This is a genomic window from Mesorhizobium sp. WSM4871, from assembly GCF_055811295.1.
Genome location: NZ_JBVVPU010000005.1, coordinates 396708 through 418988 on the forward strand (window position 1 = coordinate 396708; position 22281 = coordinate 418988).

Here is a 22281-nt window from a genome sequence, read left to right on the forward strand (position 1 = left end):
GTCAGATAACCTCTGCTGGGGCCTTGCCGGTCAACAGCGAGCGCGTTGCTGCAGCCACGTCCTGTTGCCGCATCAGGCTCTCGCCGACGAGGAACGTGCCGATGCCGCTCCTCTCCAGCCTGCGGCAGTCGTCATGTGAAAAGATACCGCTCTCGCTGACCAGCAGCCGATCGGCCGGCACCATCGCGGCCAGCCGCTCTGACGTCTCGATGCTGGTTTCGAACGTCCTGAGATTGCGGTTGTTGATGCCGATCAGCCGCGACGACAGTTTCAAGGCGCGTTCCATCTCAGCTTCGTCATGCACTTCGACCAGCGCATCCATGCCGAGTTCGAAAGCCGTGGATTCGAGTTCGCTCGCCACGCCGTCATCGACGCTGGCCATGATGATCAAGATGGCGTCAGCGCCCCAGGCACGCGCCTCGTAAACCTGATAGGGATCGAAGAGAAAATCCTTGCGGAGTGCCGGCAAATCAACGGCTGCGCGCGCCTTGGTGAGAAATTCGGGCGCACCCTGGAACGACGGCGCGTCGGTCAGCACCGAAAGACAGGCAGCGCCACCCGCCGCATATGCCTTGGCCAATGCAGGCGGGTCGAAATCGGCGCGGATCAGGCCCTTTGAGGGGCTCGCCTTCTTGATCTCGGCGATCAGCGCGAAAGCCCCGGCTTTGCGCCTGGCATCAAGCGCCGCGAGAAAGCCGCGCGGCGCATCGGCGTCCTTCGCCCGCGCCTTGATCTCGGCCAGCGGCACAAGCGCCTTTGCCGCGACGATCTCCTCGCGCTTGTAGGCCTCGATCTTGCGCAGGATATCAGCCATTCCCTATCCGTTCGAAATCGCGACCAGCCTGTCGAGCACCTTTAGCGCCCGGCCGCTGTCGATGGCTTGCGCGGCACTCGCCATGCCGTCGGCAAGCGTGGTTGCCTTGCCCGCCACCACCAGCCCGGCGCCGGCATTCATCAGCACCGTGTCGCGATAGGCGCCGGCAGCGCCGCCCAGCATGTCGCGCATGGCCTTGGCGTTGTAGGAGGCGTCGCCGCCGCGCAGTTCGTCCTTGGTGTGGCGCTTCAGCCCGACGGCTTCCGGGGTCAGCGTAAAGCTGCGAATCTCGCCGCCGACCAGTTCGGCCACTTGGGTCTCGCCGGTGGTGGTGATCTCGTCATAGCCGTCGCCATGGGCGACCCAGGCATGGTCGGCGCCCAGGGCTTTCAATGTCTCGGCCACCGGCATGATCCATTCCGGCAGGAACACGCCGACCATCTGCCTGCTGACGCCGGCCGGGTTGGACAGCGGGCCAAGCAGGTTGAAGATGGTGCGCGTGCCGAGCTCGACACGGGTCGGGCCGACATGCTTCATCGCCGGATGATGCGCCGGCGCGAACATGAAGCCGACGCCGGCCTCATGGATGCAGCGGCCGATCGTTTCCGGCGGAATGTCGATCTTGACGCCCAGCGCGATCAGCACGTCGGCGGCCCCGGTCTGCGAGGACAGTCCGCGATTGCCGTGCTTGGCCACCGGCACGCCGCAGGCGGCGATGACAAAGGCGGATGCGGTCGAGATGTTGACCGAGTGCGAATTGTCACCGCCGGTGCCGACGATGTCGATGGCGCCTTCGGGCGCGTCGACGCGCAGCATCTTGGCGCGCATCGTGGCGACGGCGCCGGAAATCTCGCTCACCGTCTCGCCGCGCACGCGCAGCGCCATCAGGAAGCCGCCGATCTGGCCGGGCGTGGCGTCGCCCGACATGATGATGTCGAAAGCCTCGCGCGCTTCCTCGAACGAAAGCGCGGTTCCCGTGGCGATCTTGGCGATGTGGGTCTTCAGCGCGCTCATCTGGTCAGGGCTTGGGCAACGGCGGTCTGGTCGATGCGAACATCGTATTGCGTCTGCAACTGCGCCACCAGCTGGTCGAGCAAATCGTCGGACATGCCTGACGTGAAGGATTTCCGCACATCGTCCGGCAAGGAACTGGCGTCGGCTCCGGCAGGCTCGAAGACCTCGGCGACCTTGTACAGGATCTGTCCGTCACCGGTGGGCGAGGGGATCAGGCCGGTCCCGCCTTCGCCGACGCCGAACATGGCAGCCGCTCCTTCCTTGCCGAAATCGACGTCGTCAGCCTCGCGCTTGACGCCGCGCTTAGTCTGTTTCTCGAGCTTGAGCTCGCCGGCGATCGCATCGAGCGTGGTGCCGGCCTTGAGACGCTTTTCAAGCTCGTCCGCCTTTGCGGTGAGCCGCTTGGTCGTTTCGGTTGCCGTCCAGTCGGCCACCACCTTCTGGCGGACTTCATCCAGCGTGCGGTCACGGGCGGGCGTGATCGCATTCACCTCGTAAAAGACGAAGCCGTTGTCGGCCGTGGTGAGATCGGCATTCTCCGTGCCGGCTTCGGCGTCGAACACCGCCTTGATGAGCGCCGGTGATTCCGGCAGATCCTTGACGATGCTTCCGTCCGGCCTCTGTCCGGTACGATCGATCGCGTCGATGGTGACGAGCTTCAACTTCAGCTTGTCGGCGGCTTGCGCTAGCGAACTTCCCGACGCGCGGATATCCTCATAATTGTCGTGCACGTCCAAAAGGATGCGATTTGCCTCGCCAAGCGCCAGGTCCTTGCGGATCTCGGCGGACACTTCGGCCAGCGGCTTCACCACTTCGGGCTTGATGTCAGTGACGCGCAGCAGCACCGGGCCGAAGGCGCCTTGCACGACCGGGCTGACTTCATTGACGTTGAGTGCGAACGCCGCATCCGCCACCGCCTTGTCGGCGATCTTGTCCCGGGCCAGCGTGCCCAGCAGCGTATCGGCAGGCGTCTTGCCCTCGGCGGCGACGATCTTGTCGAATGTAGCACCCGTCTGCAGCGAATCGAGCGCGGCCTTGGCGGCTTCGGGCGTCTTGAAGACGAGCTGTTCGATGGTGCGCAATTCCGGCGTGGTGTAACGCGCCTTGTTCTTGTTGTAGTCGTCGCTGACTTGGCTGTCGCTCACGGCGCTCAAATCCATGATGTCTTGCGGTTCGAGCCGGACATAGGAGAATTTGCGGTATTCCGGCGCCGCGTAGGTCTTCTTGTTTTCCTCGAAATAGGCCGAGAGTGCTGTGTCGGACGGCGCTTCGATCGGCTCGACCAGCGATTTCGGCAAGGTCACATAGTCGATGGTGCGGTCTTCGCCGCGATAGAGCGCGACCGCCTTGAAGAAGGCATCCGGGGCCTTGAGACCATCGGACACCGCCTCGACGATCTGCTGGCGCACCGCCACCTGGGCGCGATTCCTGAGATAGTCCTCAGGCCGCATGCCGGCCTGCTGCAGCATGTAGTCGAAGGTCCGCCTGTCGAACTGGCCGCCAGGCCCCTTGAACGCCGGGTCATCGCGCGTGAGTTCTGCCAGCCGGTCCTTGGAGAGGCCGAGGCCGAGCTTGCGGGCCTGCTCGTCGAGCACGGCGCCCGAAACGAGCTGCGCCAGCACCTGGTTGTCGATGCCGAGCGCCTTCGCCTGTTCGTGGGTGATGCGCTGGCCGAACTGCTGCGACATCAGGCTGACCTGACGATCATAGGCGAGGCGATATTCGTTGATCGACACTTTGGTGCCTCCAACCGTGACGACGGAGTCGTGGCCAGCGATACCGCCCGCCAGTTCTCCGGAGACGCCCCAGACGAGGAAACTCAACACCAGCAGAGACAGCAACAGTTTCGCGACCCAGGTTCCCGCCGCGCTTCTCAACGTACCAAGCATGTTTACTTCCGATTTTTGCGCATTTTCGCATGCGCCGTTCTTGAAACAAGCGCAATAGCGCCCTTCCGGCCCACTGTCGATTGCTTTGTGGCCTGATTTTGGTAGTGAGGGCATGAGCCAAATATCGCCCGGAGAAGCAAACCAATGACGCCAGGAATCCGCCCGCTGGTCGCAGGCAACTGGAAAATGAACGGCACCAGCGCCTCGCTCAACGAACTCAGGATGATCGGCAACGGCTTCATGGGCGGGCTCGATGCGGAGACCGAGGCGCTGGTCTGCGTTCCGGCGACGCTGCTTGCGCATGCCGCGGAGATTCTGTCGCGCACGCCGGTGCGGGCAGGGGGCGAGGATTGCCACACCAAGGAAAGCGGCGCCTATACCGGCTGCATCTCGGCCGAGATGCTGAAGGATGCCGGCGCCAGCCACGTCATCGTCGGCCATTCCGAACGCCGTGAGCAAAGCGGCGAGGACGACGCAACGGTTCAGGCCAAGGCGTCGGCCGCATGGCGCGCCGGGCTCGTGGCTATCGTCTGTGTCGGCGAGACCAAGGCCGAACGCGAAGCCGGTGCCACGCTCGACGTGCTGTCGCGCCAGGTCGCCGGCTCGGTGCCGCCGGACGCCACGGCATCGAACACAATCATCGCCTACGAGCCGGTATGGGCAATCGGCACGGGACTGACGCCGACCGCCGCCGATGTCGCCGACGCGCATTCGCATATCCGTGAAAAACTGTCGGAAAAACTTGGCGCTGCCGCGGCCAAGATGCGCATACTCTATGGCGGCTCGGTCAAGCCTTCCAACGCGGTCGAACTGCTCGGTGTCAGGAATGTCGATGGCGCGCTGGTCGGCGGCGCCAGCCTCAAGGCGGCGGACTTTCTCGGCATCGCCGAAGCCTACCGGAATATCTCGTAATATCTGGAGCTCTTGCTGACCTCGAGCGGGCGGCGCAACTGCGCGAAATCGTTGCAAAGGGCGCGTTGCTTCCCATATTCCGGCCACGGGCTTGGAAATGCCGTCAAAGCATTGTATTGAGCCGCCTCCAAATCACCGGTCGTATCCGCGGCCGCGCAAGGCTTTGCCAGGATAAACTATGGAAACCGTACTGATCGTCGTCCACCTCATGGTCGTGCTCGCTCTTGTCGGCGTGGTGCTCTTGCAGCGCTCCGAAGGCGGCGGCCTCGGCATCGGCGGCGGATCCGGCTTCATGACCGCGCGCGGCGCCGCCAACGCGCTGACGCGGGCCACGGCGATCCTGGCAGCGGCCTTCTTCGTCACCTCGCTGACATTGTCGATCGTCGCCCGTTACGGCGAGAAGCCGATCGACATTCTCGACCGCGTGCCGGCAACGGATGGCGCAGGCAAGGGCGTGCTCGACCAGTTGCCCGGCACCACGGCTCCAGCGCCGCCCTCCGGCACCACGGCGCCGTCCTCCAACAACGTGGCACCGCCTTCCGGCAATGATGCCGCGGCGACGCCGCCGGCAAACGCTCCGGCTCCGCCCCCTGCGGGGGGTTCGACCACGCAGCCGGCCACGAACGGCGTCACCTTGCCGGTCACGCCGCAGGTTCCAAACCAGTAATCGTTAATGTTTGGTTTCCGCGATCTGTTGTTGTTTGAACACAGTCGCGGCAAATGCCGCAAGATCACGAAGAATCGACCGGGCGCGGCACCACGGCCCGCTTGAGGCGACTCCGGCTAATCGATTATAGATTGCGCGCGGCACTTTCGGCGTCCTTGGGGGGCGCCGGGCGACGCCGTGGGCAACAAGCATTGAACGATCGGATCTTCGCCATGCAGCTTCGCAGCTTCATTTTAGCCGGCCTTTGTGCCGTGCTCGGCCTGAGTGCGCCCGCTTACGCGGCCATGCCGGCGGGCAGTTCGGCTCCCAAAGCCGCAGTAACAACCGATGTCATCAACGTCGCGGCAAAAAGCGACGCGGCGCAACTGAGGCTTCTCAAGAAGAAGAAAAATCCGACTTCGGAAGATCTTGCCCAGATCAGCAAGATCGAAACCAAGATCGCGGCCGACAAGGAAGCCGCCAAGGCCAAGGCGCTTGAGGCCAGAAAGCTGGCGATGCGCGCGGCGGCAAAAGCCAAGGCGGATGCGGACCGGCAGGCGTTCCTTGCCAAGAAAGCGCTTGGCAAGAAGGGGCAGCCAGCCGCCGATACCAAGGTGGCGGACGCCAAACCGGCCAAGAAGAGGAAGCTCATTGAACCGGTTCAGCCGATCGAGCCGATCCAATCGGCGGAACCACTTCCGGCCGAGGCGATGAACATCGCGCTGACCGGCAACAACGGCGAATTGCGCAGCGAGGCGGTCGGGCAGAAACCGAGGAGCGTCGGGCTTTTCGCCGGCCTGTTCGGCGGCACGTCCTCGTCTTCCTCCATGTCGCTGCTCCCCGAGACGCGCGCCCTCGACGCCGCACTCGAAAGGAAGGAAGCCAAGCGGCAGTTCAAGGTGAAGCCGGAATTCGTGCCTCAGGAGGTCGAATTCTCCGGCTACAATCCGGGCACCATCGTAATCGACACCAGCGCGCGCCGCCTCTATCTCGTTGAATCCTCGTCGACTGCCCGCCGCTACGCGATCGCGGTCGGCCGTGAAGGCCTGCAGTTCAAGGGCACGGTTGCCGTCGGCGACAAGCAGGAATGGCCCCGCTGGATCCCGACGCTCGACATGCAGAAGCGCGAGCCCAAGCACTATGGTCAGTACAAGGACGGCATGCCCGGCGGCGGCGAAAATCCGCTCGGTGCGCGCGCCATCTATCTCTACGAGGGCAAGAAGGACACCCATCTGCGCATTCACGGCACCATCGCGCCGCAGTCGATCGGAACCAGCGCCTCCAATGGCTGCTTCCGCATGATCAACGAGCACGTCATGGACCTTTACCGCCGGGTGAAAGTCGGTACCAAGGTCGTCATCATCTGACGTTTTGAACGATACTGCCGAAAGGGCCGGCCTCGCCGGCCCTTTTGTTTTGCCCGTCCACTATCCAAGCGCCTTCTTGGGAAAAAGCCTTCGCGGCGGTTTTTTCTCTGGCGGAATCAATTCGGCCGCGTTAAGCGATGACTCCCATGGCGCGATATGTATTCATCACAGGCGGCGTGGTTTCCTCACTCGGAAAAGGCATCGCTGCGGCGGCCCTTGGGGCTCTCTTGCAGGCGCGAGGCTATCGCGCGCGCATCAAGAAGCTCGACCCCTATCTCAATGTCGACCCCGGCACGATGTCGCCGTACCAGCATGGCGAGGTCTTCGTGACCGACGACGGCGCCGAAACCGACCTCGACCTTGGTCACTATGAGCGCTTCACCGGGCGTTCGGCCAACCAGCAGGACAACATCACCACCGGCCGCATCTACAAGAACATCATCGAGCGCGAGCGACGCGGCGACTATCTTGGCGCCACCGTGCAGGTCATTCCGCACGTCACCGACGAGATCAAGCATTTCGTCCTCGACGGCAATGACGACTATGATTTCGTGCTCTGCGAGATCGGCGGCACCGTCGGCGACATCGAGGCGATGCCGTTCCTCGAGGCAATCCGCCAGCTCGGCAACGATCTGCCGCGCAACAACGCCGTCTACGTCCATCTGACGCTGATGCCCTATATTCCGACGGCGGGCGAATTGAAGACCAAGCCGACCCAGCATTCGGTCAAGGAATTGCGCGGCATTGGCATCGCGCCCGACATCCTTTTGGTCCGCGCCGACCGTCCCATCCCGAAAGAAGAGCGCCGCAAACTGTCGCTGTTCTGCAATGTGCGCGAGAGCGCCGTCATCCAGGCGCTCGACGTGCCGCATATCTACGACGTGCCGATCGCCTATCACAATGAGGGTCTGGATTCGGAAGTGCTGGCTGCCTTCGGCATCGATCCGGCGCCGAAGCCGCGCATGGAGCCCTGGCAGGCGGTGTCCAGCCGCATCCACAACCCGGAAGGCGAAGTGACGATCGCCGTCGTCGGCAAATATACCGGCCTGAAGGACGCCTATAAATCGCTGATCGAGGCGCTGTCGCATGGCGGCCTCGCCAACCGCGTCAAGGTCAGGCTCGACTGGATCGAAAGCGAAATCTTCGAGAAGGAAGATCCAACGCCATGGCTGGAAAAGGTGCATGGCATCCTGGTCCCCGGCGGCTTCGGCGAACGCGGCTCTGAAGGCAAGATCCTGGCGGCAAAATTCGCCCGCGAGCGAAAGGTGCCGTATTTCGGCATCTGCTTCGGCATGCAGATGGCCTGCATCGAGGCGGCACGTTCCCTGGCCGGCGTCGAGAACGCTTCGTCGACGGAATTCGGCCCCACCGACGAGCCGGTCGTCGGCCTGATGACCGAATGGCTGAAAGGCAACATGCTGGAGAAGCGCAAGGAGACCGGCGATCTCGGCGGCACCATGCGGCTCGGCGCCTATCAGGCCGAACTCTCCAAGGGTTCGAAAATCGCCGACATCTATGGCGACACGCAGATTTCCGAGCGCCACCGCCATCGCTACGAGGTCAATGTCGACTACAAGGAGCGGCTCGAGGATTGCGGCCTGGTGTTTGCAGGCATGTCGCCGGACGGCGTGCTGCCGGAAACGGTCGAGTATCCCGACCATCCCTGGTTCATCGGCGTGCAGTATCACCCGGAGCTGAAAAGCCGGCCGCTCGATCCGCATCCACTGTTCGCCAGCTTTATCGGCGCGGCGGTGGAGCAGAGCCGGCTCGTCTAGAGCCTGTTTCATCCCGATGGAACCGGGAGGGGTTCTATCCTTTTGTTTGAGCATGATCTTTCCCGAAAACCGGTTCCCACTTTTCGGGATCATGCTCTAGCGTCCGGGAGATCACTCATGCGGACCTATGTCGCGCTGCTCTACAGCATCATCCTGGGCGAGGGGCGACGGGTCGTCATGGCCGACCTCAAGGTGATGGCGGAAGGCCTTGGGCTGAAGAACCCGCGCACGCTGGTGGCGACCGGCAATCTGGTCTTCGAAACGAAGGAGACGGAAATTGCCGCGCTGGAAAGCCGGCTGGAGACGGCGTTCGCAAAAACCTTCGGCCGCCATGTCGATATCATCGTAAGGAGCGCGGACGACTGGCTGAGGCTTGCTGCCGGCAATCCGTTTCCAGTCGAATCGGCCGCGGCTGCCGACCAGGTGGCGGTGCGCGTGATGCGGGCGCCTGTTTTCCCTGACGCGGTCCCTGCGCTGAGAGCCCATGTTGGCAAGGACGAAAAGCTGCAGGCGGTTGGCGGCGATCTCTGGATCGTCTTTTCGCGCGAAGCGCCGAGTTCGCGGCTGCTCGCGGCGGTGAGCCACAAACGACTCGGCATCGGCACCTCGCGCAACTGGAACACGGTGCGCAGATTGGCCGAGATGGTCGCCAAATAGGTTGGGGCGGCATTTGCTCCGCCCCATTTGTTTCCGTCAAGCCTTCGCCATCCGTGCTCCGGCGCCCAGCGCCATCGTGCGCAGCACGTAGTAGATGGCGCCGGCGATGGCGACGCCGAAGAACCAGCCATAGACGCCCCACCAGGACGGCAGCCAGTTGGTAAAGTTCGGCAGGATCGAGGAGAAGATCGCGCCGATGCCGGCGGCGATGAAGGCGTTGACATGCCAGCCGTTCTGGAAGCGGAACTCGCCGTCTTCCCTATAGAGCGCCTCGACGTCGACCTCGCCCTTCCGGATCAGGTAATAGTCGACCATCATCACGCCGAAGATCGGCCCCATCGTCGCGCCAATGATATTGACGAATGAGGCGGCACTGCCTTCCCATGGCGCGAACGGATAGAGCACCAGGGCGATCACGGCCGCGATATAGCCGCCCTTCTTGAAGTCGATCTGCCGGGGAAAGACGTTGGAGAAGTCGAAGGCCGGCGAGACGAAGTTCGCCACGACGTTGATGCCGAGCGTCGCCACGGCAAAGGTCAGGGCTGCAAGTGCGGCCAGGAACCAGCTGTCGAACTTGGCCGAGATCTGGTCGGGATGCAGCAGCACCTCGCCATAGACGTCGAAAGCGGCAATGGTGGTGACGCCGGCGACCAGCGAGAACAGGATGAGGTTGACCGGCAGGCCCCAGATGTTGCCCTTGCGCAGCGATGCCTTGTCCGGTGCATAGCGGGCGAAATCGCAGAAATTGAGATAGAGCGCCGAGAAATAGGTCACCCAGATCGCCGCCACCGCAAACAGCGAGGTCCACGAACCCGGCGTGCCGGGCACGCCCGCATCCTTGGTCTTGTCGAGCAGCACATCCATCGGGATGTCGCTGGTGAAGGCAAATCTTCCCGATTTGACGCAGAGATAGATGGCCAGGATCAGCATCATCACCCATACCGCCGGTCCGGCCCAATCCTGGAAGCGACGCACGGTGTCCATGCCATTCTGGATGATCAGCAGTTGCAGCGCCCAGATGACCACGAAGCAGATCACCTCCAGCCCGGTATGACCGAGGAAATGCGTGTTGGCGTTGAAGTCGGCGAACCATTGCGAGCGGATCAGCAGCGCCACGATCGCGCCGGAGGCAGCCGCCGTTTGCGCGCCGTACCAGAAGCAGGCGACGATGGCGCGTACCAGCGCCGGTATGTTGGCGCCCCAGATGCCGAAGGAAGCGCGGGCAAGCACGGGGTAGGGCACGCCGGTTTTCACGCCGGCATAGCCGACCATGTTCATCAATGCGTAGATGATCAGCGAGCCGATGCCGATGGCGATGATGAAATTGACGAAGCCACCGCAAAACAGGAACAGGCTGGCCGCCAGATAGTAGCCCCAGAGGCTGTGAACGTCCGACGTCCAGACGTTGAAGATCGAGAATGGCCCCCAGTTTCGGACCTTCGCCGGAGCAAGATCCTCATTGTATAGATCAGGTGATGCGCCTTGTATTGTCATTGCGATGTCCCCTTGTTTGCCGCACGCGCCCTCACGCGTTGGCTGCGCAGGTTAAGCCTGCCGCAAGGGAACCGGCAACCGATTGATTTGCCGGCTTTGGCCTTAAAGATATTCAATGAGAATCGCGCTTATCAGCGAGGCGAAGCGGTTCCTCGCTGAATCTTGCCGTGTTGACGATTCGAACGGTGATATTCATCGCCTGTCAGCGGTACGAAGGGTCTTCTTCGAGGAACGCCCGGGCAAACCCGGGCTGTGCCGCTTCTATCGTTCCATCGGGTAACTTCAAGAGCCGGTCGATTGCGACGCCGTAGAGCCGCAGCCGGTCGTCGAGCAGCCGTGCTGCTTCGTCGACATCGCCTCGTTCGGCCTGGAGCAGCGCTTGGTGCATCACGTTCCGAAAGATCAATCGAAGTTGCAGAAGCATTTCGGCAAAAGCTTCAGGGTCGGGCACATCGAACTTACCTTCCTCGCTTCCCTTCCTGAGGAGATCGGCGATCATCGGCTTGGCCAGTTCCTTGGCCGCCTGGTCAACCCGATGGAAGAGTGCAAGATTCTCCGGTCGGAAAACGACGAAGAACGTCCTGCGCAGTTGCGGGGCAAGCTCGACATTCAGCCGACGCGAGCCTGCGAAGAGCGCATTGAGCCGGCCAATTCCATCGAGTGACGGATCGTTGAGCGTGGGCTCCAACTCGGTGAGGCTATCACGCGCCAGACGTATGGCGAGCGCCTCCAGCAGGGCCTCCTTCGAGGCGAAGTAGTGGTAGAATGCACCCTTTGACAGACCTGCTTCGCGAATGATGTCGTTCACCGTCGTTTTATCGTAGCCATGTTCGAAGAACAGCCGCTGGGCGCAGTCCAGGAGCTCGGCTGATCGTATCTTCGGAAGCTTGATCACTCGGGGCAAAAGTCGGTCCTCGCTGCTACAGACTGGCAAGAGGAGCACGAACCATTTCTTTATGCAACTTTTATAGACCGACGGTCGGTCCGGTGTTATGTCTGCCAGCCCGACAATTCGGATTCGATATGGAGGGACAATGCGGCCGATACGAATGCGCCTGATACGCTGGACTGCGGCCATCGTCGTTGTCGCGGCTATGGCCGCGCTCGTCGCCTGGTATTTTTGGCGGCCGGCCAGCGTCATGGTCGCGACGCCGACACGTGGTGACGCTGCTGAGATCGTCTACGCCAGTGGCTCGGTCGAGCCGCGAACCTGGGCCAAGGTGGCTCCCGTGGTACGCGAAAGGATCGTCGAGCAATGCAATTGCGAGGGCGCGAGGGTCACCCAAGGCGACGTGCTCGCCAAGCTCGACGACAGCGAGGGCCGCGCCGCACTTGGTGAGCTGGAAGCGCGTCAGGCGCTGGCCCAGGAAGAGTTCCGGCGGTTGACCGTGCTTGCCGAGAAGCGCGCGGCGAGCCAGCAGGCGCTCGATCAGGCGCAGAGCGCGCTTGGCCAGATCGAAGCGCTGGTTGCCGGACAGAAAGCGCGGCTCGAGACCTACATCATGCGTGCGCCGAGCGCCGGTGTCGTGCTGAGGCAGGATGGCGAGGTGGGCGAGGTCGCCGAACTCGGCACGGTACTGTTCTGGGTCGGTGAGCCAAAGCCGCTGCTCGTCGTCGCCGAGGTTAACGAGGAGGATATTCCAAGGGTCGAGGTCGGCCAGCGCGCGCTGCTCAAATCCGATGCATTCCCCCGTCAGAATCTGGAGGCGGTGGTCGACAGCATCACGCCCAAAGGCGATCCGGTAACAAAGACCTATCGCGTTCGCTTTCGCCTGCCTGACGATACCCCGCTTAGGATCGGCATGTCGACCGATGTGAACATTGTCATCCGCGTCGCGAAAAATGCGCTACTTATCCCGTCCGCCGCCGTCGAAAGAAACAATGTGTTCGTAGTCGAAGATGGCAAGGCCGTGCGACGCGAGATCCGCACGGGTATCCGCGGCACCAACGGCTTCGAGGTTCTGTCGGGCGTCGACGCGAAGGCGCTCGTAATATCGCCTTATCCGGCCGATCTTGCCGACGGGAAGAGTGTCGCCGTCGCGCAGGAGCAATGACGATGCCGCTTATCCTCGACATCGCCGTCACACATATCGCCGGCCGCGGCAGGCAGACGCTCGTTGCCGTGATAGGTGTAGCCGTCGGTGTCGGCTTCTCCATCGCCATGGCGGCGCTGATGCAGGGCGGACAGGACGATTTCGTCAAGCAGCTCGTCGATACGATGCCACATGTCGACATCACGGATGAACAGCGCACCGCCCGCCGTCAGCCGGCCGAAAATGTCTTCACGACTGTGGCCATCTCGGGGCTGCGACCGCGCGATGACCGCCGCGGCATCATCAATCCGACGGCCGCGACATCGTGGCTGGAGAACTGGATTCCCGGCAGGTTCGCGGCAAGCCTCAAGACGCAAGGGGTGATCCGCTACTCCAGCCGCGAGGTCGGCGCTTCGATCATCGGCATCGATCCCCAGCGTGAGCCAGGCGTTTCGCCGATCGTCGGAGACTTCGTCGAAGGCAGTTTTTCGGCGCTCGCCGCCGGCGGCAACAACGTGGTTGTCGGAGACACCATGGCAAGCCGGCTTGGCGCCGGCTTCGGCGACACGATAACGGCAGTCTCCTCCGAAGGGCTGACGCGCAATTTCAAGATCGTCGGCCTTTTCCACACCGGCACCACCGCGCGCGACGAGGGCGAGGCCTATGTGCTGCTGAAGAACGCGCAGATACTCTCGGCGCGGCCAAACGCTATCAACGAGATTCGCATCAAGCTTGACGACCCGAACCGCGCTCCGGCGGTGGCGCAACGCGCTGAGGCCGAGCTCGGCTACAAGGCCGTGGCCTGGCAGGAGGCAAACGAATCGATTCTCCAGGCGCTCGTCGTGCGCAATGTCATCATGTACACAGTCGTCGGCGCGATCATGCTTGTTGCCGGCTTCGGCATCTACAACATCATCTCGACCATCACGCACGAGAAGGCGCGCGACATCGCCATCATGAAGTCGCTTGGCTTCCCCGAGTCCGATATGCGCCGACTATTCCTGCTGGAAGGTGTGGCGATCGGCGCGGCCGGTTCGGCGCTCGGCTGGCTGCTCGGCTTCTCCATGATTTATGCGCTGTCGCTGGTGCGTTTCGAGATCGCCGCGACCGGTCAGGAGATGACCCGGCTGCCGATTGCATGGAGCCTGAACCATTATATCATAGCCTCGGCCTTTGCGTTGGGCTCGGCGGCAGTCGCGGGCTACCTGCCGGCGCGTCGTGCAGCGCGCCTCAATCCCGTCGACATCATCAGAGGCGCGACATGAGCGCACTCATCGAGACCGAGGGGCTGACGCGCATATTGCCGGAGACAGTTCCAGTCACGCTGATCAGGGACATCACGCTGACGATCGACGCGAACGAATTCGTCGCCGTCACCGGTCCGTCCGGTTCCGGCAAGTCCTCGCTGCTCTATTTGCTCGGGCTGCTCGACCGGCCAACCGGCGGAACGTTGAGAATAGGCGGCCGCGACACCGAGCCAATGGATGAAAGGGAACGGGCTCGAACAAGGCTTTCGATGCTCGGCTTCGTGTTCCAGTTTCATTTCCTGCTGCCGGAATTCACGGCGCGCGAAAATGTCGAAATACCAATGCGCAAGCTAGGCCGACTGGCGCGCTCCGAGATGCGTGAGCGCGCCGGTGAGCTGCTTTCATCCCTGGGGCTAGGCGACCATCTCGACAAGCGGCCCGACCAACTCTCTGGCGGCCAGCGCCAGCGTGTTGCGGTGGCGCGCTCGCTCGCAAACGACCCGCCGCTCATCCTGGCTGACGAGCCGACCGGAAGCCTCGACAGCACGAGCTCCGAGCAGGTCTTCACGATCCTGCAGAACCTGGTGCGCGAACATGGCAAGACGGTCGTGGCGGTTACGCATGACCTCGACATGGCGGCGCGAATGGACCGCCGTCTTCACATCGTCGATGGTAAGATCGGTTGAATCCAATCGACATTCCTGGATGCACCGACAATCCGAAGATTGCGATCAAGACACGCGCGACACTTCGAAATTGACATCAAGCCAGGCTATTGTCTCAATCACATTCTCAAGCGCATAGGTTGCGGCCGTCGGTCCGTTCGGCTTGACGCGGATGGAGATGCCCCTGGCTTCGTTTATCGCCTCGAAGCCGTTTTCGTCAGACGTGTCATCTCCGAGAAATACCGGCCGCCGACCGGCAAAGGGTGGAATTTCCATGAAACGCCGGATGGCGCCACCTTTGACCGCCTCCAGCGGCATGAGCTCAACGCCGGCATTTCCCGGGATCACCCGGTAGCCCTGCGGAAGCTGGGCCAATGCCCGTTCGACAAGTTCGGTTGCCCGGGCAAGCAGATGCGGTGCCGCCCGGGTATGGATGGCAAGGATCGGACCCTTGCGCTCGATATAGACCTGGCGGTCATCCAGTTCGGCTTCGATCGCGTCGGCGAGGGCGGCGATGTCGGCCGGCGTGTCCGCAACGCCGACCGGCCCGTCGGGCGTCAGCCGGTGCTCCAATCCATAAAGTCCGGCGGCGCGCAGTTTCAGGGGGTGAAACAGCCTGTCCACGGCGGCGACCGACCGTCCTGTGATGAAGGCGAGGGCGCCGCCCAGCCTCTGCTCGATATTGCCGAGAAGCCCGCGCAGCTCTGCACTGACGAAAACTGCGTCGGGATGAGACGCGTGTTCGAGCAAGGTGCCGTCGATATCGAGGAAGAGCGCCCATTGCTCTGCCGGCAGATCGAGCACTGGCGGCTTTTGAACGCCCCTCATGATGCAGCCTTCCGCATCCGCTCGAACATCGAGATGACATTGTTGGCATCTGACGGCGACCGGTCGCCGGTACCCGTCACCCGGTCGAGGTCGCCGCGCTTGCGCAGACGCGCCGCGTCCAGAAGCATGCTGCCGGCCCAGCGATAGACATTGTTGTTGCGGACCATCTCGCGCATGGGCCGCATACGCTCGCGCTGCTCTTCCGGTGTCATGGTCAGCGCCTGCTGCAGCGCTTCGCTCATCATGGCCGCATCGTAGGGATTGACGATCAGCGCCTCCAGCAGTTCGCGCGAAGCGCCGGCGAAGGTGCTGAGCAGAAGCACGCCCTGTTCGTCATCGCGCGCGGCAACGAATTCCTTGGCAACCAGATTCATGCCGTCATGCAGGCTGGTGACCATGCCGATATCGGCAGCGCGATAGATCTCGTAGATCTGCTCCTGCGAATGATGCTCGGCAACCATGATGACCGGCTTGTAGCCGTCGTTGCCGAAGCGCCGGTTGAGGTCTTCCGCATAGCGATGGCATTCATCGTGCAGTTGCTTGTACGCCGGGAGCGTGCCGCGACTGGGTGCTGCCACCTGCAGGAAGACCAGTTTTCCGATCCATTCGGGATGCCTCGTGAACAATTCGTCCAGGGCATGGAAGCGGTCAAGAATGCCCTTGGTGTAGTCGAGACGCTCGACACCGACGCAGAGTTTGACATCCGCCGGCAGCCCGAATTTGTCGCGGATCCGGGCACGGCATTGGTCGACATCGGGAAGTCTCGACAGAAGCTCGGCCGGCCATTCGATGGAGATGGGGTAGGCATGGACCAGCGTTGTCTGCCCGCCGTAGGAGATCGCCGCATCGGCCCGCTCTATGCGGCTTTCCAGGAACCGATCAACGCTTTCGGTGAAATTGTTGGCATGGAACTGGGTATGGAAGCCAATGATCGAGCTGCCAAGCAGCCCCTCCAGGATCCGCTCCCGCCACGGACAGATGCTGTAAACCTCGGAGTTGGGCCATGGAATATGCCAGAAGGTGATGACGATCGCCTCGGGCAAGCGCTCACGGATCATGCGCGGCAAGAGCGCGAAATGGTAATCCTGGACCAGCACGATCGGTCGCTCATTGCGCGCCTCGGCGACCACGGTGTCGGCGAATTTCCTGTTGACGGTCTCATAGGCCTCCCAGTCAGAGGCGCGAAAAACCGGCCGGGTGAAGGCGATATGGCAAAGCGGCCACAGACCCTCATTGGCGAAACCCAGATAATAGCCCTGATGCTCCTCCTCCGTCAGCCAGACCCTGCGCAGTGTGTAGGAGGGATTGCCCGGCGGCACCTGCACACGGTCGTTCTCGTCGACCATGAGACGGTCGGCCGTGCCGCCGCCATAGGCGATCCAGGTGCCGGAGCACGCGCGCGTGATCGGCTCGAGCGCTGAAACCAGCCCGCTGGCAGGCACCAGCAGTTCGACGCCATTTCCCTTGATGTTATGGATGTAGGGTTCGCGGTTGGACACGACGATGACCTGTGCGTCCGGCAAATCGTCAGCCAGGATCTTGCGCAATGTATCGGGCGACCAGGTGACCAATGCCGCATCGACGGATTGGCCATTTTTCTCGAACTCGCGCAGAACCTTGCGCGCCGCTTCCGACGCCACGTCCTCTCCGGGACTATATGCAATGGCCGGTGGCTGGTGGCGGCGACGGGATATCGAGAATAAAACCGCAATCGCGGAAAGGCCTAAGCTTGCAAGGATGAGAACCCAGAGTACCTCTATGCCGTAGTCTGTCATTGGAAAGTCGCTGTCCTCCGGTCGTTTGATGACCGCTTTTTCTTCTTGGTTTTTCGAATTCACATCCGGCTGGTGGCGGCAGGCCGCCATGCCGGCATGATTTTGCAACGCACAAACGGGCCATCGGTTCCGACGATTTGAACACTGCCTGTGCAATTTGGAAAAAGACTTGAGCTAGGTTCGGACAATGAGCGGAACCAGGCCTTCGTGCCGATCGGCGAGGAAGGCAACCACCCGGTCGCCGACGCGCTGGAATGTCAGGTCGACCGCTGTCGCACCAACGCCCAGATGCCTAAGCGTGAGCATGTCGATACCAATCGGCAGCCTGGGACGGGTGACACGGATCTCACCGTCCCAACCGTCGATTTCGAGGCCAAGGCAGGCCTGCATCAGCATGAAGGCGGATCCGGCCGACCACGCCTGCGGCAGGCAAGCGACGGGATAAGCGATCGGTGCTTCGCCCGGTGCGCGGGTGAAACCGCAGAACAGTTCCGGCAGTCGCATGTTGAAATGCACCGCGGATTCGAACGTGCCGCTCATCAGCCGGACCACGCTTTCGCGCTCGCCATAGCGCGCCAGGCCGGCGCCGCACATGGCGGTGTCATGCGGCCAGATCGAACCGTTGTGGTAGGACATCGGATTGAACAGCACGGCATCGTCGGCAAGCGTCCTTACCCCCCAGCCCGAATGGAAGGACGCCGACAAGAGCTGATCGGCGACCAGCTGCGCCCGTGCGGGCTCGGGAAGCCCGACATAGAGAAGATGCCCTACATTAGACGTCCGCACCTTGCAGGGCTCGCCATTGCCGTCTATCGCCAAGGCATAGAAATCGAGATCGTCCTGCCAGAAGCGGCGTTCCACGGCAATGCGCATGGCCTCGGCACGGCTATCCCAATGGTCTGCCTTGTCATCCTCGCCACGGCGACGGGCGAGTGCCGCCAGCCCCCGGAATGCTGCGAAGACATAGCCTTGCACCTCCACCAAGGCGATAGGACCCTTGGGGATGCGGCCGTCGGCATGGAAGACGGAATCGAAACTGTCCTTCCATCCCTGGTTGGCGAGGCCGGACTCGGCAGCACGCTGGTAGGTGACGAACCCGGTCGCCCGGCTTGCCTCTTCCGTCCACTCGGCTGCGGCGCAGAGCGACGGCCAAAGGCTGTCGATGAACGCCATGTCGCCGGTTCGGTCCGCATAGGTGCAGGCAAGGTGAATATAGAGCGGCGTCGTATCGACGCCGCCATAATAGCGGCCGAAAGGAAGCTCGCTCAGCGCTGCCATTTCACCCTTACGGGTCTCGTGCATGATCTTGCCCGGCTGCGAATCGCTGAATGGCAACGTCTCGGTCGCCTGGTGCTGGGCAAGGAAGGCCAGCACACCTCGCGCAAGGCCAGGGTTGAGCCAAAGCATCTGCAGTGCGGAGATCACGCCATCGCGGCCGAACGCCGTCGAGAACCAGGGGATGCCCGCATAGGGATAGGGCCCGGTGGCAAGCTCGGTGGTCAAAAGCGCCACGTCGGCGCGCGCGCGCTCGACCCAGTCGTTGAAGACGCGACCTGAACTGTGCACCGTTGCGCCATGGCGGCGTTTGGCCCGCATGCCGAAGCGGGCGCGGGCCGCGGCGGTGCGGAAACGGTCGCGGTCTGGCGCCCTGACCACCTCGGGACCGACCTCGACATACAGCACCTTGCTACTGCGCTTGGTCACGGCAACCAGAAAATCCGCACGGTCGGCCGTCAGATGGTCGGGCGCTTGCGAGAACGATATCGCCGACATGCGCGCCAGCCCATCCAATCCGTCGTATCGCAACAGTACGGAAGCCGCATCCATCTCGGCCGCATGGGCCATGCCGCGCTTCGGCCTAGTCGAGCCGCGCACTTCAAACATGTCGCGAAAATCAGCAGCGAAATGCAACGAAACGCCGATGGTTGAATGTTCCCGGCTGTAGTTGGAAAGAGTGATGCGTTCGAACAATCGATCCTGCCAAAGCAGCCTGGCACGCTCGATGTGGATCGCGCCCTGCGGAATATCCCGGCCACCCGCGGTCTGGATCGGCAAATTGGTGAGGTTGGCGGTAAACAGCACATTGTCCTGGCTGAGCGACGTGCCAAGCAAAGAGGTCTGCCGGCCGCCGACAGTCAGCCGGAATTCAGAAAGTACGCGTGTGTCGTCACGGAAGAAACCGTCGCCAGCGCCGCGTATATCGCCATAGGCATCGGCGACGGCGAAACAGTCGCCTTGTTTGAGTGCAAACAACCGGTGCGGCTCCCGCGGCGCAGTAGCGTCCAGAGAGGCAAGCGCCACGGCTGGATCGAGCTTACGCTCGTCGAGTTGGGTCATTTGTTGCAAAACTCTTTGTTTCGTTCCTGGTCCGCGAGACGTCGATCACGAAGCTCTTGCTTCCGTCGGAGATCCGATCAGACGCGCATAGGCAGCTACATAGTCGCGGGCCATTCTACTGGCGGAAAACCGTTTTTCGAAGACGGCTCTCACCTTTCGCCTGTCGAGCCGCAGCAAGGCCGGCACCGATGCGACTGCGTCCTCTATCGAATCCACGATGAAGCCGGTCACGCCCTGATCGACGATCTCCGGCATGGCGCCGCAATTCCAGACGATCACCGGCGTGCCGCAGGCCATCGCCTCGATCACGGCAAGGCCGAAGGGCTCGGGCCAATCGATTGGAAATACGAGGCCGGCCGCCTTGCCGAGGAACTCCGCCTTATCGTCTTCCATGATCTCGCCGACATAGTCGATGCGGTTGCCGTCTATCAACGGCTCGACCACCTCGTGGAAATAGGCGCGGTCGTCATCGCCGATCTTGGCGGCAAGCTTCAGTTTCAGTCCCGAGCGCAGCGCGATCTCGATGGCGCGGTCCGGGCGCTTGTCGCGCGACATGCGGCCAAGGAAGGCAAGATAGGGTTCGGTTCGGTTTGCCTCGAAAGCCGGTTCGTAAATGCCGGTCGGCAGCCCGTGATGGATGGTCGCCAACCAGTTGGCGTTGGCAAGCCCCGCCCTTTGGTTGCGGGAAATCGAGATCATTGGAAAGCGTGGGAAGCGCTCATAGGCCGGCGCCAGATCGACATAGTCGAGCCTGCCATGCGGTGTCGTCACCGTCCGCTCGGGCATGTGCTCGAAGAAGGGAAAATGCAGGAAATGGCTGAGATGGAAATGAATGACATCGAATTCCCGAGCGCGCTTTCTCACTTCTGCAAGCATTGAGAGATGCGCGGCCGTTTCGGATTTCAGCGGACGGGGATCGAGGCGAAGCGCACGTTCGCGGCACGGCACCAGTCTAGCCGACGTGTTTGTATCGCCGCTGGCGAATAAGGTGACGTCGTGGCCAAGCTCGACCAATCCGTCTGTCAGATAGGAGACGATGCGCTCGGTCCCTCCATAGAGCCGGGGCGGCACGGATTCATGCAACGGCGCCACATGGGCTATTCTCATTCTTGGCATTTCCCTCAAGATCATCGCTGAGGTCGAAATGCATCAACCGCCCGAACGTTCCCCACTACGGCAAAAAGCTGCGGCGGTGTGGCTCGGAGCACTGCCTCGCTGCATGCCTCCATCACGAATTCTTTTATCAGCTGGACATTTTTGTTTGGAACCAAATGACTGGCCGTGAATTTAGTAGGGTTCGATCGAACGCATCGCGATCGACGGGGAGGAACGATGGATCGCTTGCAATTCTTCTCGCCAGTGCGAATTTCGCGCGGGCAGGGGCAGCCTGTGGAAGAAATCGACAGCGTTAGCGAGGCGATGGCCTTCTTGCGGAAATGGCCAACGGGGCGACGCGGCCCTGTCTATCAATGCGCGTTGAACTGCTGCGCGGCAGCTCTGGCGGGCAAAATGTCGGCTGAGGAAGCAAGGAAGGCTTTTACCGGCTTTGCCCGGATCACCCGTCTGCTGGAAGATGACGTGGCGGTGCCGATTGAAGGCGGAACCACCGATCGCTTATACGCGCTGAGGCGATAGACGCCAGATAATGTCGAAATGGCCAAGAATGGTTTTGGGGACGGCCGGTGCCATAGCCGTCGCCCTCGTTTGGGGAATTGGCGCCACCTTGATGGGAGCTCCATCCATTTTGATCACGATAGGAGCCGTCGCCATCGGTGCGGGTGTCTATAGCTATCTCAATCAAAACTCAAACTGAGCCAATTTTCTGTTGGCACCCGCGGGTGCCAACAGGGAAGAGACAGGCGTTCCGCTTTTTCAAGTCACAAGGAATGAGCTTGCCGTAAGCGAGAGATGTGGAGAAAGGGTAGCGAACCGTATTTGAGATGCATCGCCGCTGCCGTCGCTGTCGAAGGAGAGCGCCCCGGTTGAACTATTGTAGATGATGTGGTCGGAGCTGTCGTGTGCGGCAGCGCCCTCAAAGAAATTGGCGGATGTGAGCGCGCCCAGATTCAGCCCGGTAAAGATGGCGTGGTCGAGGTGGATCTTGTTCTGGGACGCGTTGAAGTCGGTGATCCTGTCGACATTGCCGTTACCAAGGGCACTATTGAAAACGAAGGTGTCGTTGCCACCAAAGCCGCTCAACTTGTCGGCACCGCCGCCGCCGTTGATGACGTTGGCGCCGGCATTGCCCTGGATGGTCTGGGCCAACTCGTTGCCGGTCAGGTTGATTGCCGTGGTGCCGGCGTCCTTCGTGGTGCCAAGGACTTCGATCGACAAGCCGGCATCGAGGGCATAGCTCACAGAGGTCCATATCCTGTCTTGACCCTGGCCAGCGGACTCGATCACCCTGTCACCGGCATGGTCGACATAGTAATCGTCATTGCCGCCGAGGCCGCTCATCTTGTCGGCACCGCCGCCGCCGTTGATGATATTGTTACCGGCATTGCCCTGGATGGTTTGAGCCAATTCGTTCCCGGTCAGGTTGATTGCGGTGGTGCCGGCGTCATTCGTAGTGCCAAGGACTTCAGTCGACGAGCCAGCATCCAGCGCATAGTTCACAGAGGTCCACACCCTGTCTTGACCCTCGCCAGCGGCCTCGACCACCTTGTCGGCGACGTGTTCGACGTAATATTCGTCGTTACCGTCATGGCCGGTCATCGTGTGACCACCATCCCCGTGGAACACATCGGCGCCGCTGGTGCCATCCAAAATACCATTGGCAGGAGAGGTAGGGGGCGTAGTGGGAGCGGTGGGGGCAGTCGGCTCGGTGG

Annotated in this window: 18 protein-coding genes and 1 pseudogene; 9 read left to right on the top strand and 10 right to left on the bottom strand. The window is 62.0% G+C overall.

Annotation, left to right across the window (positions count from 1 at the left end):
* Position 1: 1 nt before the first annotated feature.
* Genes trpC through AC0L2H_RS13690 form a run of 3 tightly spaced genes read right to left on the bottom strand, consistent with a single transcriptional unit; the run spans position 2 to position 3717 of the window.
* Positions 2-814, bottom strand: coding sequence for an indole-3-glycerol phosphate synthase TrpC (gene trpC, locus AC0L2H_RS13680; RefSeq protein ID WP_473590702.1), 813 nt, complete (start codon positions 812-814; stop codon positions 2-4).
* A gap of 3 nt (positions 815-817) precedes the next feature.
* Positions 818-1828 carry an anthranilate phosphoribosyltransferase gene (trpD, locus tag AC0L2H_RS13685; protein ID WP_473590703.1) on the bottom strand — a complete coding sequence of 337 codons (1011 nt, stop codon included), beginning with the start codon at positions 1826-1828 and terminating at the stop codon, positions 818-820.
* Positions 1825-3717 (bottom strand): SurA N-terminal domain-containing protein, encoded by a 1893-nt coding sequence (locus tag AC0L2H_RS13690; protein WP_473590704.1) that lies wholly within the window; start codon positions 3715-3717, stop codon positions 1825-1827. Before AC0L2H_RS13690 ends, trpD begins: the two co-directional genes overlap by 4 nt.
* Positions 3718-3861: 144 nt before the next feature.
* On the opposite strand from AC0L2H_RS13690, the gene tpiA reads away from it, so the two are divergent.
* The 5 genes from tpiA (at position 3862) to AC0L2H_RS13715 (ending at position 9074) form a co-directional block, all read left to right on the top strand.
* Positions 3862-4629 (top strand): triose-phosphate isomerase, encoded by a 768-nt coding sequence (tpiA, locus tag AC0L2H_RS13695; protein ID WP_473590705.1) that lies wholly within the window; start codon positions 3862-3864, stop codon positions 4627-4629.
* A gap of 178 nt (positions 4630-4807) precedes the next feature.
* Positions 4808-5296: a preprotein translocase subunit SecG gene (secG, locus tag AC0L2H_RS13700; protein ID WP_473590706.1), complete on the top strand. Its 489-nt coding sequence runs from the start codon at positions 4808-4810 to the stop codon at positions 5294-5296.
* Positions 5297-5508: 212 nt separating this feature from the next.
* Complete coding sequence (locus AC0L2H_RS13705) at positions 5509-6642, top strand: L,D-transpeptidase (RefSeq protein WP_473590727.1); 1134 nt, start codon at positions 5509-5511, stop codon at positions 6640-6642.
* 146 nt (positions 6643-6788) lie between these two features.
* Entirely contained in the window at positions 6789-8417 is a 1629-nt protein-coding gene (locus AC0L2H_RS13710; RefSeq protein WP_473590707.1) for a CTP synthase, read from the top strand.
* A gap of 117 nt (positions 8418-8534) precedes the next feature.
* Complete coding sequence (locus AC0L2H_RS13715) at positions 8535-9074, top strand: DUF1697 domain-containing protein (RefSeq protein WP_473590708.1); 540 nt, start codon at positions 8535-8537, stop codon at positions 9072-9074.
* A gap of 36 nt (positions 9075-9110) precedes the next feature.
* Here the strand turns inward: AC0L2H_RS13715 and AC0L2H_RS13720 are convergent, their stop codons facing one another.
* Both AC0L2H_RS13720 and AC0L2H_RS13725 read right to left on the bottom strand, forming a co-directional pair.
* The gene (locus tag AC0L2H_RS13720; protein WP_473590709.1) at positions 9111-10568 is read right to left on the bottom strand and encodes an NCS1 family nucleobase:cation symporter-1; all 1458 of its coding nucleotides are present in this window, start codon (positions 10566-10568) and stop codon (positions 9111-9113) included.
* A gap of 202 nt (positions 10569-10770) precedes the next feature.
* Complete coding sequence (locus AC0L2H_RS13725) at positions 10771-11463, bottom strand: TetR/AcrR family transcriptional regulator (RefSeq protein ID WP_473590710.1); 693 nt, start codon at positions 11461-11463, stop codon at positions 10771-10773.
* A gap of 139 nt (positions 11464-11602) precedes the next feature.
* On the opposite strand from AC0L2H_RS13725, the gene AC0L2H_RS13730 reads away from it, so the two are divergent.
* Genes AC0L2H_RS13730 through AC0L2H_RS13740 form a run of 3 tightly spaced genes read left to right on the top strand, consistent with a single transcriptional unit; the run spans position 11603 to position 14534 of the window.
* Complete coding sequence (locus AC0L2H_RS13730) at positions 11603-12622, top strand: efflux RND transporter periplasmic adaptor subunit (RefSeq protein WP_473590711.1); 1020 nt, start codon at positions 11603-11605, stop codon at positions 12620-12622.
* Between the two features lie 2 nt (positions 12623-12624).
* Positions 12625-13866 carry an ABC transporter permease gene (locus AC0L2H_RS13735; RefSeq protein WP_473590728.1) on the top strand — a complete coding sequence of 414 codons (1242 nt, stop codon included), beginning with the start codon at positions 12625-12627 and terminating at the stop codon, positions 13864-13866.
* On the top strand, positions 13863-14534 hold the full coding sequence (locus tag AC0L2H_RS13740) for an ABC transporter ATP-binding protein (protein WP_473590712.1): 672 nt from the start codon (positions 13863-13865) through the stop codon (positions 14532-14534). The genes AC0L2H_RS13735 and AC0L2H_RS13740 overlap by 4 nt, the downstream gene beginning before the upstream one ends.
* Positions 14535-14579: 45 nt before the next feature.
* On the opposite strand, the gene otsB is transcribed toward AC0L2H_RS13740, so the two are convergent.
* The 4 genes from otsB to AC0L2H_RS13760 form a co-directional block, all read right to left on the bottom strand.
* The gene (gene otsB, locus AC0L2H_RS13745) at positions 14580-15341 is read right to left on the bottom strand and encodes a trehalose-phosphatase (RefSeq protein WP_473590713.1); all 762 of its coding nucleotides are present in this window, start codon (positions 15339-15341) and stop codon (positions 14580-14582) included.
* Positions 15338-17116 carry an alpha,alpha-trehalose-phosphate synthase (UDP-forming) gene (locus AC0L2H_RS13750; RefSeq protein WP_473590714.1) on the bottom strand — a complete coding sequence of 593 codons (1779 nt, stop codon included), beginning with the start codon at positions 17114-17116 and terminating at the stop codon, positions 15338-15340. The genes otsB and AC0L2H_RS13750 overlap by 4 nt, the downstream gene beginning before the upstream one ends.
* Before the next feature lie 174 nt (positions 17117-17290).
* Positions 17291-19453: an amylo-alpha-1,6-glucosidase gene (locus AC0L2H_RS13755; protein WP_473590715.1), complete on the bottom strand. Its 2163-nt coding sequence runs from the start codon at positions 19451-19453 to the stop codon at positions 17291-17293.
* Between the two features lie 45 nt (positions 19454-19498).
* On the bottom strand, positions 19499-20560 hold the full coding sequence (locus AC0L2H_RS13760) for a glycosyltransferase family 4 protein (protein ID WP_473590716.1): 1062 nt from the start codon (positions 20558-20560) through the stop codon (positions 19499-19501).
* 225 nt (positions 20561-20785) lie between these two features.
* Between AC0L2H_RS13760 and AC0L2H_RS13765 the strand changes: the two genes are divergently transcribed.
* On the top strand, positions 20786-21088 hold the full coding sequence (locus AC0L2H_RS13765; RefSeq protein ID WP_473590717.1) for a DUF982 domain-containing protein: 303 nt from the start codon (positions 20786-20788) through the stop codon (positions 21086-21088).
* Positions 21089-21325: 237 nt separating this feature from the next.
* Here AC0L2H_RS13765 and AC0L2H_RS13770 read toward each other — a convergent pair.
* Positions 21326-22281: pseudogene (locus tag AC0L2H_RS13770) on the bottom strand (calcium-binding protein); the annotation flags it as partial.